This window comes from Candidatus Bathyarchaeota archaeon, from assembly GCA_026014685.1.
Lineage (GTDB): Archaea > Thermoproteota > Bathyarchaeia > Bathyarchaeales > Bathycorpusculaceae > Bathycorpusculum.
In genome coordinates this window covers 1-12,036 of the sequence record JAOZHW010000008.1, presented here as the reverse complement: position 1 = coordinate 12,036, position 12,036 = coordinate 1, and the positions used below count along the sequence as shown (strand labels likewise).

9 protein-coding genes, 1 rRNA gene and 1 riboswitch are annotated in these 12,036 nt (G+C 46.0%); all 10 genes read right to left on the bottom strand.

Going from position 1 to position 12,036, the window contains the following annotated elements; all coding sequences use genetic code 11:
• Window positions 1-133: 133 nt before the first annotated feature.
• Window positions 134-2,701, bottom strand: coding sequence for a PQQ-binding-like beta-propeller repeat protein (locus tag NWE96_07340; protein ID MCW3983794.1), 2,568 nt, complete (start codon window positions 2,699-2,701; stop codon window positions 134-136).
• 221 nt (window positions 2,702-2,922) lie between these two features.
• Window positions 2,923-3,387: a flavodoxin domain-containing protein gene (locus NWE96_07335; GenBank protein ID MCW3983793.1), complete on the bottom strand. Its 465-nt coding sequence runs from the start codon at window positions 3,385-3,387 to the stop codon at window positions 2,923-2,925.
• Window positions 3,388-3,530: 143 nt separating this feature from the next.
• Window positions 3,531-4,190 (bottom strand): hypothetical protein, encoded by a 660-nt coding sequence (locus NWE96_07330; protein ID MCW3983792.1) that lies wholly within the window; start codon window positions 4,188-4,190, stop codon window positions 3,531-3,533.
• Entirely contained in the window at window positions 4,187-4,666 is a 480-nt protein-coding gene (locus NWE96_07325; GenBank protein MCW3983791.1) for a hypothetical protein, read from the bottom strand. The genes NWE96_07330 and NWE96_07325 overlap by 4 nt, the downstream gene beginning before the upstream one ends.
• A 164-nt stretch (window positions 4,667-4,830) precedes the next feature.
• The gene (locus tag NWE96_07320; protein ID MCW3983790.1) at window positions 4,831-6,639 is read right to left on the bottom strand and encodes a dynamin family protein; all 1,809 of its coding nucleotides are present in this window, start codon (window positions 6,637-6,639) and stop codon (window positions 4,831-4,833) included.
• 23 nt (window positions 6,640-6,662) lie between these two features.
• Entirely contained in the window at window positions 6,663-7,124 is a 462-nt protein-coding gene (locus NWE96_07315) for an NUDIX hydrolase (protein ID MCW3983789.1), read from the bottom strand.
• Between the two features lie 18 nt (window positions 7,125-7,142).
• Window positions 7,143-8,387 carry an MFS transporter gene (locus tag NWE96_07310; GenBank protein ID MCW3983788.1) on the bottom strand — a complete coding sequence of 415 codons (1,245 nt, stop codon included), beginning with the start codon at window positions 8,385-8,387 and terminating at the stop codon, window positions 7,143-7,145.
• Between the two features lie 7 nt (window positions 8,388-8,394).
• Window positions 8,395-9,231: a hypothetical protein gene (locus tag NWE96_07305; GenBank protein ID MCW3983787.1), complete on the bottom strand. Its 837-nt coding sequence runs from the start codon at window positions 9,229-9,231 to the stop codon at window positions 8,395-8,397.
• A gap of 20 nt (window positions 9,232-9,251) precedes the next feature.
• A riboswitch (Fluoride riboswitch) is annotated at window positions 9,252-9,322 on the bottom strand.
• A gap of 91 nt (window positions 9,323-9,413) precedes the next feature.
• The gene (locus tag NWE96_07300; GenBank protein MCW3983786.1) at window positions 9,414-10,739 is read right to left on the bottom strand and encodes an HAD-IC family P-type ATPase; all 1,326 of its coding nucleotides are present in this window, start codon (window positions 10,737-10,739) and stop codon (window positions 9,414-9,416) included.
• Between the two features lie 747 nt (window positions 10,740-11,486).
• A 16S ribosomal RNA gene (locus tag NWE96_07295) occupies window positions 11,487-12,036 on the bottom strand; the annotation flags it as partial.

Below are 12,036 nucleotides of genomic sequence, written 5' to 3'. Positions count from 1 at the left end.
GACTCACCTATCGTGAGCAAAAGTTAAAAAATAATTTATTTTTGCAAAAAATGAAATTCATTTAACTAATAATCGTCCAGGCAAGAGCCATACCGGGATTAAAAAAAGAAAAAAGGGAAATTTTTGGGAACACTTAAGCTCGTTTTTTCATCATAAGCGCCAGCATAACCAGCACTATGATAACTAAAACGAATAAACCAACGGTAGCAGGCAAGAAGTATTGGTCTGCAATAGATACCGGTTGAGCAGGTGGAGGTGTTGGAGTTGCGGGTGAAGGATCGACAGCAAAAGAGGTTACTGCGTGTGAGGGCCAGTATGATTCACTTCCAGCGAAAGTTGCGTAAACGGTGTATTCGCCTTCGATGTCGGGTTTCCAGTTGAGGCTATAGTATCCATCAGCGTTGCTTGTTGCAACACCGATTTCTCGGTAGTTACCGTTAGCGTCGATTACGCTTAGGGTGACAGGGACGCCTGTGACGTTGGTTGGGCGGGGTTTCTGCATGTAGACGTATTCCATCCAGGAACTCATGCTTGCATCAGAAACACAGGGAACGCCGTTGGGGAACCGTGCTGCTTGCTCGTTCTGTTTTGTGCCAGCCGAGATATCCATGATTGTTCCGCTGATAATGAGTGATTTGCCTAGTTCGATGGCGGCTTTGGGTGCTTCTATAGTCATTGCGCTTGGGCCTTTGCCTATTGTGTAGATTTGCATGTCATAGCAGTTCAAGTAAATGAAGCAGCCTTCTGCAACGATGTCGCTTTGACCCACATACATACCGGTACCCCAGCCCAGCATAGTCCATATCTCTTCGCCCGTTGTGGCGTTTAAGCAGCGGTACTGTGAACCTTTATAGAATGGAGAGTCAGGGGAATGTTCAGTGGTGCCTAAGTAGACTTTTCCGTCAGCGATAACATCCACGAAAATCGGGTAATGACCCCATGCGGTTTCTAATCCGGCGTCAGTGCTGTTGCCTGGGCCGCCGTTGCCGTAGGTCCAGAGTAGTTTGCCTGTTTTCATGTCGTAGCAGTGTAGTATTCCGTCAAAGCCAGATACGTAGAGTTTTCCGTATGCCGCTAAAGAGGTGCTTCGCATAGTATCCCAGATTGCATCATCGGGGGTTACGGTCCAAACTTGATTTCCGTCGGTTAAGCTATAAGCGGTGAGTCTTAGGCTTTCTTTGTCTTGACAGACAAATGTTTTAGCGTCTGAATCGATTGCCATGATTTTTCTTGTTTCGTTGTTCGGTGCCACTGGATAGAATTTGGTCCACAAGATTTGTCCCTCTGAGCCCGATTTTAGGCTTACAGCGCTTACGTTCATGCCTGGTTGAGGGTCTCTTGGACCGCCAAAGCTACCTTGCGTTAGAAGCAGCAGTTCACCGGGGAGTATGTGCCTATTGACAGTCCATGTGCCAGGACCTACCGATAGGGTTTTGTTCCAGTCGTAGCGTGCTGCCGTGCCTGCATCGATGGTTCCACTGGTTTCAACGGTGAAGACTTTGGAGGAGTTCCACTGAGCAAGCCATTTGCCTGCGGAGTTGTAGACGTATCTGAGTACTTCTCCTTGTGGGCCTGCGACTGCTGTGCCTGTTGGAACGTTTGTTATGTTGAGGTCTAGAACTCTTCCGGTCATTGGGTCGTATGCTCTGCCAAAGTTGATTGTGAATAGCAAACCGTTCGGGATGACTCCGTGTTGGTTCATGGTGTCATATGAGTATAGGTAACCAGCCACTGGTTTTCCTACTGAGTTAACGGTTGTGTAATTAATACGCCAAAGTTCCTTTCCAGTGCGTAGATCAAGACAGATGTAGTCGCCGCCAGTGCCAGAGTTGCCCCATGGTGCTTGATAGTAAAGTCGTCCATGCATTACTATAGCTTCAGTGAATCTAACGTTGTATGAACCACCCATGTAGTAGGTTTTGCCTAAGACATCGTAGTCTCCTCCACCGACGACTCCGCCGTCCTGTATGGGTTTTGTCCACAATATGTGTGGACTGTTGGGTCCTATGCCATCAGGTTGGAATCTGCCGTAGCCGCCTTGAGTATCGCAAGCAGAGACTGCACCTTGAGTTCCACTGTCTCCAATGCGGACAAATGGGGGATTGAGCCAGTTTGAGGAAATGCTCCACCAGTCAGTGTTTTGTCCTTCTATGGGTCGTGTCCAGTATTCAGTTGGCAGCGGATAACTCAGTATAGGGGGGTTTAATTGTTCTTCTTGCACCGTTACTTTGGCTGTGGCGTTAGACGGCATAAAGACATCGCCAGTCCATGTGCTTGTGGCTGTCGTGTTCCAAGTGAAGGTTTGACCTTTGTATTCGAAGAACAGTGTATATTGGCCTACTTGGTCGGGTGTGAATGTGTAGCTTTGAACTCCCGTGGTGTCGTAGATGATCGGCCACTCTTTGACTTCTGTTTTTCCATCAGGCTTTGTGATGGTTAATTTGTAGTCGTGTCTTCTGATGTCGTTGCCTTCAGCGGAAGAGGGCAAGGGTGCATCGACCCACATGTAGACTGCAACTCTTTGCCCTACGCCAACTGTGGAGGGTTGTGCAGCTATGTAGGAAAATGAGGGAATGTTCCAAGCGGGTGTGTGCGCGTTGGTTGTGGATAGAAGAGTCATGGGAACAACCATTGTTAACAATAGAACGATTGCAATCACGGAATATGCTTTCTTTTTAGTTGGTTTTAGTTTTAAATGCATTTTTCTTTCTCCTTAAATTATAAATTTAGTGCTCTATGTTTAGCGTAATATAACTCGCTCACCTATAGTGAGGAAAATATTTAACTAATTTATTGAATACAAAAAAATTTTAAAAAAACAGACACATATACAACCATACCAAAATAAAGCCACTCTACATTCAACATCTAACCAGAATAAAGAAGAGCTCTACGGTTGAAAAAAGTAAAAAATACTCGAAGCTAAACACCAAGTTGAACTGCTATGGACCTGCCGAACTCAACGCATCTATCCAGTTCCCCGTCAACCACCGGACCCTTTATGCCGTTCACTCTAACGGACAAACCAGGCAAAACCAGCCCAAGGTTAGGCAACCTCTCCTGCACCATGCCCTCCAGTTTCTTAACTGCCCTATCAATAGGTCTCGCTCGCCCAGCGTAAGTGCCGAAAACTGCAACTTTGGTGGCTTTCAAATCAGCGGTTGCCAAGTACTCGATAAAGCGCTTCATAGTTCTGGATGGTCTACCCATATGGTTAGGTGCACCTAGCACAATCAAATCCGAACAGGCAGCCCCATCAAGTCCCACTTCTCGCACATAACCCGCCTCCACCGCTACCCCAGCGCTTTTTAGCCCTTCAGCGATTTTTTCTGCAGCCAGCTTAGTGTTGCCGTACTTTGAATCGTAAAAAATAAACACGCTCGCCATAAGCACTCATCAGAATTAAAGTGACCCCCAAGGCACATAAAACTTGACCCAAACAGGTAAGGGAAAAACAGCGGTGTACCTTCAAATACGGGAGGGATGTAAATGACAAAACAAGTGGTTTCAGCCTTTCAGTGAGCAGCGGACTACATAACGCCGTTTTCACCATGTGATTTTATTTCTCCGGTGTCTGCCCAAATTGTTACAGTATACCCGAAAATCCATGTTGCACCTTCTTGAAAATGACCACCTATAATTGTGCCGTTTTCGTCATATTCATACACCGGTTTAGGATACTCCCATTGGAAAGTTGCATCGATTACCCAAACTGGGTAGTATGAGAATTTGTTGTGTTTTTCAGATGCGGTGAGATTTAACACTATAACTTGTGGTAGCGTGAGGCCGCCTCTTGATCCGTCATCCGGTCCCATTCCTAATTGTGCCTTAATGCTAGTTATTACTCGGTTGTTTTCTGCTGCGTACTGTTGGATGATGGGTTCTGCGATGGCAAGCGCTTGTTCTTCTGTTAGATTAGTGACGTTTAGAGGCGGAGTTGTTGGTTGGGGCGTAGCCGTAGCTGTTGCTTCGGGAATAATTTGCTCAGGGACGGTATCAGGCAACACGGGGACTGTTTTTACGGCTGAATAACCCACGATGTTTGATGAAACCAAAAACACAGACAAAGATAGCGCAGTAATTACAACTCCGACGGCAAGGGGGGTTGAGTGTTGTCTTATTTTTTGGAGGGTATTTGGCTGTTCAGGAAGCCAGCCTCTGATTGCACGTTTCAAAGTGTTTAGGTTCATTTTCTTATCTCCGGAACTAACTTTGAAAAAAGTTCATCGGCAAGCTTTGCGGGATGAAGGGTTTGACTGTTTTCTATCTGTATGCCTCTTTCTTCTGCGAGGTCTAGAAGATATTTTTGTGTTTGTTTTAGAAACTCTTTGTTTTGTACCTCTTCAGGATGGTCGTGCCAGTACCAGACTTTTATGCCATAGTTGGTGCTGTAGGTGACGATTGCTTTGCGTTTGAGTGCAGGGTGATAGCCTAGTAGTATGCCTTGTGTGGGGTAGAGTTTGGTTATTTGGAGGTCGTTTGCTTCTGCGATTCCTAGAAGGGCGGTGGATAGTTTGGCTTCTGTGGTGAGTCGGGTTTGGTTGATGTATTGGCGGGTGGTTTTGAGTTTGTTTGATATTGCCGAGACGCTTAGGCCTTGGTTTAGGAGTTTCCAGATTGTTTTTTGTTGCTGTGTTAGGGGCATGGTTAGGGAGTTTGGAGGCATAGACCAATCAATGTAAACATGTGCAAGTTTACATATTTAAACTTGATGTATCCCAGCAACAAACCAAACACAACCACACATTTCGCTTCAATTTGCGCAATCTGACACAAACCTCAAACACAAAACAGCCAACCTATTCGCTTCTTTATATAAGGGAGGGGAGGTCAGCCCTGAGACGTCGCGTGGTTCCTGTGAGTCCACACGTTTAGTTTTGTGCGTTCTGATTCAAGGTCAGATAGCATCTTGTTAAGCTGCATGGACGACTGGGCAACTTCGATTTCGCCCTTTGCCCTCAACTGCTGCGCTTCTTGCACGGCTTTTTTCACGGTTTCCGTCGAAACATCCAACGCACTGTTTATGTCTCTGCGCAACTTGATAACTGCCTGATTGAACCTAGTTAAGAAGTATTCGTAGCGTATTCTGCCGCCGTTTTTGTCAAACTCGCTGCGCGCGCTTTCCTCTATACGCTTCTTCAGCACGCCTTTGAATAGAGATTTGGGGAGGAGTTCTGCGATTTCGCCGCTGCTGATTGTTATGCGGTCAAAAAAGAGTGGGTCAAGATGATAGTAGAATCGGGTTTCGAAATCCAGCGAAACCTCAAAAGAGGGAGCGGCAGACTGGAAGCCGAAGAGTTGCTCTGCTTTGCGTTTTACGTCGCCTAATATTTGATTCATTTCCGTGTTAGCGTCGTCCACGATAAGTTGGAAGCGCTGTTGCACTTTGAGGTCTTCGCTGCGTATAAACTCGGAGTAGATTTCAATCAAGGTTTTCTTTAAGTACGCATCGACGGAGTTTGTTACTTTTCTGGAGTTGGTGTCTTTTTCTTGGAGGCTCTGCTGCGCGTAATCCCAAACGCGCCCAATTAAGACGGGTTCATGCTCTTTTTTGAATTGCGTCAAATCCTCGTCAAGCATTGTGGCGACTTCTTTTGCCCTGCCATCTAAAACGTAGAACAACGCTCGTTTGCGCTTATCGACCAATGTTAAGTACTGCTCAAACTCCTCCACAAGCGCAGAAAGGTTGCTTAGGGGCATGGTTAAACTGGTAAGTTCAATGTTTAGGTAGGTTTTGAGGTCTGAGATGGCTTTCTCCAGTTTCTTCGCAGCTGACTCCAAGATGAAGCTTTCTTTGTCCGCTAAGAGAGATTGTTTGAGGGCGGCTTCAAACTTGACAATGCCGCTGGCTTCAACCTTGCTTGCGTCGCCGCCCAGACGGCCTTCGAGTGCCGCTTTAGCAGACATCGGATAAAGGTTCAGAGTAGAATTCATGTTTTGGCCGAGGTGTTGATTTATGACTTTTTGGCAGTACCCTACAGACACTGTCACGTCTGAGGGGGAAACGTAGTCGATTTTGTTTAGGACAAAGAGGATTTTGCTTGATTTTGAGGCTAAACTGCCCAGCAGTTCCAGTTCTTGTTGACCAACAGGGGGGTCGACAGCTAAGACAAAGACTGCAAAGTCTACGCGGTCAAGAAACTGAAAAGTAGTGGTTGTGCCGCTAAGATACGTTGAGCCTACACCAGGAGTGTCGATTAAAATTAATCCGCCTTTCAAGATGGCGGAGGGGACATAGATGTCGGCGATGACAACGTTTTTGGAGTTGTTGGGGTTTCCCTCTTCAGTTACGTAATCTTTTAAGGATTCAACGGGCACTTCTTCGGTGCCTCCGCTGAAGTAGATTTTTGCCTTCAAATCTGCGCCGTACCGGATTCGGGTTATGACGGAGGTAACAGGGATGACACCTGTGGGCACTATCTCCAGTCCGAGGAGGGCGTTTATGAGGGTGGATTTTCCACGTTTGAAAAGCCCCAATATGGCGAGGTAGAATTCTTCTTTGGACAGTTTATCCATGACTTCTGCTGTAAAATCAGCGATTACGGTGTTGCTTGTTTGGTTTGCGATTTCTATGATGGTTTGCCCTGTTTTTTCCATCTCGCCACGCATTGAGGAAAAATCGGTAGCTGCTGTCACCATTGATTGATTCACTTATTTTGTAGTTAATTCTTTTTTAGGAAGAACCGTTTGCTTTTTGTTTTCCCAGCAGTCGCCAATACCTTTTTGAATACGTCAGGAATTTCTTTTGAGTCCAGAGCGTCTTGGAGAGTTAGCCATTTATAGGCTGTAGCTTCTCTTGAAAAGATAATTTCGCCGCCGACTACATCAACCTTGTAAGCAACGATGATGTGATGTATTGGTTCCTCGTTTTCGGTGAGAAAATCTTCAAACACGCCCAAAAAATTGTTTGACGCAACCTCCAAACCCGTTTCCTCTTTGACTTCCCGAATTATCGCTTGCTCAAGAGTCTCGTCTGGTCTAACGTAGCCGCCGGGTAGAACCCACCATTGATGGTAAGGTAGGTCGCCTTCTCGTATCAAAAGAACTTCTTTTTCAGTGCCTTCGATTACTGCGCATACGCTTACAAGCACTTTGCCTTTGATTGAGTCTCTTTCTGATATCATTTTTTCACCATTGTTTTGTTACTTTAAAGGATGATTTCCCCGCGTTAAATATAGCAAGATACAGCCCCCAGCCGCTGAAAGGACAGCTGCATAACTAAATGCAACCATCGGAGATATAAAAGCCCACAGAGCACCTACAACCGCGCTAGACGCAAAATCCCCTATCCCGTTAACTGTTTGCAGAACCCCAAACCCTGTTCCTCTTGACTCAGAAGGCAACAGGTCAGCAGCCGCTGTTCCCTCGATGGTATCTGTGATTGCGCTGAATGCTCCCGCTAAAAGAAACAGGGGAACCAAAATCAAAAAGTCAGCCACAAGAAAAGCTGTAATCAAACAGGCAATCGCTGAGATAAAATAGCCTGCTGCAAGAATGCGGCGTCTACCGACGCGGTCGCTTAACGCTCCAATCGGGAAGGAAAAAGCGGCGTAGGCAACATTTAGAAGAGTGTATAATCCCACCGCGATAGCTGATGCTTCGAATGATCCGACGATTGGCACAAGAACATCGTGTGCACGCAAAGTGAATAGACTGTTTGCAAAGTTGCCCAGTCCAAAAACGCCTACACCCACCAAAAAAAGCTTGAACGACCGCGGGAGTGTCCTTAGCGAGTTGATGAACCCTTTTTCTTTAACTGCAGACGTTTCCTTGTTTGGATCAATATTTTTTTGTGGTTTAACCTTTTGAACTTCCCGCACCACCAGCAGAACCACAAAGAACGCCGCTATACCAGGAATTATTGAAATCGCAATTATCTGTTGGTAATCAAGAAAAGTCAAAAGAAACAAAGCTAAAGCTGGCCCGATGATTGCTCCGAGAGTATCCATGGTTCTGTGAAACCCAAACGCTTTTCCAGTCACATTTGGGGAAACTGAATCAGCGAGCAACGCATCTCTGGGCGGTCCCCTTGCACCCCTGCCCAACCAAGCGGTCATTCTTAAACCTAAAACTTGCAGCCACGATGACGCTGCCGCGATTAGGGGCGTGAAGATACCAGTTAAGAAGTAACCCACATTCATCAGAGGTTTTCTTTTTTTCATTTTGTCACTAAGATAACCTGCGAAAGACTTTACGAAGCTAGAGGCGCCATCAGAAAATCCTTCAATTAAGCCTAACGCGCCTGGTCCAGCCCCTATCAAAATCAGAAAAAACGGAAGAACCGCAGTAACCATTTCGTGACCTGCATCGCCAAGGAGGCTTGTAAGCCCCATTGCAGCTACGTTTCTATTGAGCCACTTCTCTTTTGGCTTCTCAGTCTTTGTCAACCAATCATCAGTCCTGTAGCGGTTTCAGTTTTTCCAACGTCTGGATGGCATAGTAAGTGTCAACAAAGGTTGCGATGCCAAGATCTGAGCGAGCAAACCCCCCTGAACGCCGCTGGCAACTCAACACCCAATCTGCCGTTTGAATTGGGTATCTTGATTTTTCGTTGAGCAACTCAAGCGCCATAACACCGTAGTAGGTGTATTCGATGTAGGGTGTGAAGTTTATGGGGATAGCTGTGAAGCCCCCGTATGGTTTCTCACAAGACCGAACAAAACCTAGAACCACCTGTTTGTTGGGTTTCATGTCAAGTAATGTTAGGCAGGCAATCGCGTGGTAGGTTGAGTCTATGTTAGAATGGTTGTAAGGACCAAAACCGCCGTCTTCATTTTGAAAACTGTTCAACCAAGAAGTGACCCCTATTTTGTCAACCCCGATTTTTAGGAGCCTTGCAAGCTGCAACGCCATAAAGGTCGTTTCAAACTCGGAACTATCGGAAAAGAAAGTTTGTGAACCGAAATATTTCAAGGAACCAAGCATCCGAGTTATGTTTTCTTTTAGCTCTCCATTGATGCCCACGCCAAGTAGCAGTTGCGCTTGGGCCGTGTAGTACATGGAGTGAATGCTGTTTACACGGTTTTCTTCGAGGAAGCGTTTGGTTTTTTCGGGGTTTGGGAAGCTTGCAGATAGCTGTTTTAGAATGGATAAACCATAGTATGTGTCTTGGCCGTTGGATTCAAGGGCACCTTGCGCAAAACAGTACCCGCCATCTTCATTCTGGCGAGTAACAACATAGTTTATGATTTCTTTTTTTATTGAATCATTTAGCCGCCTTGCTTCAATCAACGTTGTACCTCTCTTTGCAGGGAGTGATAGAAGCTATCAGCCAATGCGCAAGCATAGGCGGTTAAAGGCGAGCTTCATCGCCCAAAAACACATGGGCAGTTCAAAATATAAGGCTTGTTGAGCGGGAAACTATAGGGTAAGAGCAGTTTTTCACATTAAAATGCAGACAAAAGCTACACGTACTACCCAAAGAGTAGGTTTAGCGCCGCATAATACAGAAAAATGGCCATCGAAGCCAAAAGTAAACTGCGCAGTAGAAAAATTGATTTTAACCTTGATTTTACCCCTCTTGCACTCCGAATAACTGTTAAAATATCAATCAAATCGTTGATTAAAATTTTCGACACACGCTTAGCAAACGGAGAACTGTTCTCAGAAAAGGATATCCCCACATCAGCAACTTTGAGAGCAACCGTGTCGTTTGCCCCGTCCCCAACCATAACAACAGCTTTATTTCGTCGCTGAAGCATCCTCACCAAGGTTGCTTTCTGAGAGGGCAACATTCGAGAGTACACAGAAATGTATTCTGATTGGCGAGCGATTTCAGAGAAGCCCATTTGGTCAAAAACCCGCCCCATTAGGCTATAATCTGAATCATCTATGGCAGTGGCCTTGCTTATTTTTAGAGCAGTTTCAGGCCTATCACCCGTCACTATTACACTTCGAATACCTTCCGCTCTTAATGCCTCAACTATTTCCCGCGCATTAGGCCGCAGGGAGTTTTCAAATTGAACTATACAAAGAAAAGTAAACTCAGCAGGCAAATTCCCAGAATTACCAGAACTATACGCTAAAGCTATCGTTCTGTCGCCGCTGGAATCCAGTGAAGTTGTTTTAAACCTGAATTTGGAAACCGCATCTAAATCAAAATTTTCCACCTCACCAGATTGCTTGGCGTAGGTTTTGCACATTTTTCTGATGATTTCAGGGTCGCCCTTGACAAAAAAGAGTTTCTTATCACCAGTTGCAAAGCCAGAAACCATGTATCTGTCTTCAGATTCGAAGGGTTTCTGATAGATTCGGCGGTATTCACCAAGCAAGTCCTTAAGGTGTACCCCATTTTTTTCAGCAAAAGAAATCAGCGCTCGGTCAATGGGGCTTGACTGATTAACGCGTTCAGGTACGATAACGTCGTTGCATAAGGCGCATGCAAGATTAGTTAAACCAAACGTGCCTTCAGAGGAAGCGAAAGCATCAAGCTCGGGTGCGCTGTCTAAATAATGGATTGCTTTTACTGAAAGCTCTCTTGACGTTAAAACACCTGTTTTGTCAAAACAGACAACATCAACTTGGCTGAGCTTATCTAAGGCCGTCTGATCCTGCAGATGTATCTTTTTTCTTTCAAGCTCCTTAATCTCCTTTAAAACAACAAAATAATGGAACAGAGCGCTGTTTTGAAGAAACAAAAAAAGAAACGCTGAACCAGCAAAAACCAGACCAGCCACCGCCAAATTCACATAGTAACCAATCGCAACAATGGGCGGCAAAAGAAAAACAAGCAACGCCAAATATTTGGCCCTCACCAACGGTGGAAACGCGATATTTGTTTGTTCCCAGCGCTCTTTGAGGATTTTACCGAATTCTGTTTCGTCCCCAACTGCAACAACGACCCCTTTGCCCCAGCCGCCTGTAACTTTGCTGCCTCCGTAAACAAAAGTGTCTTTTTCGTCGATTTCTTTTTTTACGGGCAGGATTTCGCCAGTTAAGTCGAATTCGTCTACTTCTAGAGTCTTTGCCTCGGTTAGTTTTATGTCGGCGGGTACGAGGTCGCCTGCCTGTAAAAGGAGCGTGTCGCCTTTTTTCAGTTGACTTTCTGGGATGTTGTGGATTTTGCCGTCTTTTTCTACAGATACAACGTTATGTTTCAGCGAGCGTTCCCTTCAATAGCGCATATACTAAAAATGGTGTAATGTAATATTTGGGTTTACTCGGAGGGTACTTCAAACAAAGCAGCAACCTTTTAGCCTTTAAATAAGGGAGGGGAGGTAGACACTGAGACGTCGCGTGACTCTGAGAGCGGTTGCCGTTTGGGGCTTTTGTTCTATATATAATGTGGGTCAGTGGCAAAAAAGCAACAAACTCACCAACAACATTGATTTAACCAAAAAAGAGCCCCAAAAACATTCCAAAACAAATAAGAAATAAGAATTGAAACCCAGTTATTAGCTAAAGATTGCTGATTTTGGGCTTTGACGTATACCTGAGTTTCTAACTGTTTCTCCTTGCTCCTCCAATTAAGCACGAATGCTTTTCTTAGGAGGTGATCCGGCCGCAGGTTCCCCTACGGCCACCTTGTTACGACTTTTCCCTCCTTGTGAAACTTAGATTCGACGCCGCCAATTAGACGGTGCCTCACCCAAGAGTCACTCGGATGGAACGACGGGCGGTGTGTGCAAGGAGCAGGGACGTATTCACCGCGCGCTAGTGACACGCGATTACTAGGGATTCCATGTTCATGAGGGTGGGTTTCAACCCTCAATTCCAACTACGGCAGGCTTTGGAGATTGCCTTCCCCTTTCGAGGTCGGAACCCATTGTACCTGCCATTGCAGCTCGCGTGTGGCCCGGGAGATTCGGGGCATACTGACCTGCCGTGGCCCGCTCCTTCCTCCACTTTATCAGTGGCGGTCTCCTCAGTGTGCCCAGCACAAGGCTAGTAGCAACAGAGGACGCGGGTCTCGATCGTTGCCTGACTTAACAGGACACCTCACGGCACGAACTGGCGACGGCCATGCACCTCCTCTCAGCTCGTCTGGCAAGACCTTTAATCTGGCCTTCACACTGCTGTCGCTCCCGGTGAGATTTC

Bases quoted from the DNA above. Each gene is read 5' to 3' on its own strand.
- NWE96_07340 (MCW3983794.1), bottom strand. From the start codon at position 2,701: ATGCATTTAAAACTAAAACCAACTAAAAAGAAAGCATATTCCGTGATT.
- NWE96_07335 (MCW3983793.1), bottom strand. From the start codon at position 3,387: ATGGCGAGCGTGTTTATTTTTTACGATTCAAAGTACGGCAACACTAAG.
- NWE96_07330 (MCW3983792.1), bottom strand. From the start codon at position 4,190: ATGAACCTAAACACTTTGAAACGTGCAATCAGAGGCTGGCTTCCTGAA.
- NWE96_07325 (MCW3983791.1), bottom strand. From the start codon at position 4,666: ATGCCTCCAAACTCCCTAACCATGCCCCTAACACAGCAACAAAAAACA.
- NWE96_07320 (MCW3983790.1), bottom strand. From the start codon at position 6,639: ATGGTGACAGCAGCTACCGATTTTTCCTCAATGCGTGGCGAGATGGAA.
- NWE96_07315 (MCW3983789.1), bottom strand. From the start codon at position 7,124: ATGATATCAGAAAGAGACTCAATCAAAGGCAAAGTGCTTGTAAGCGTA.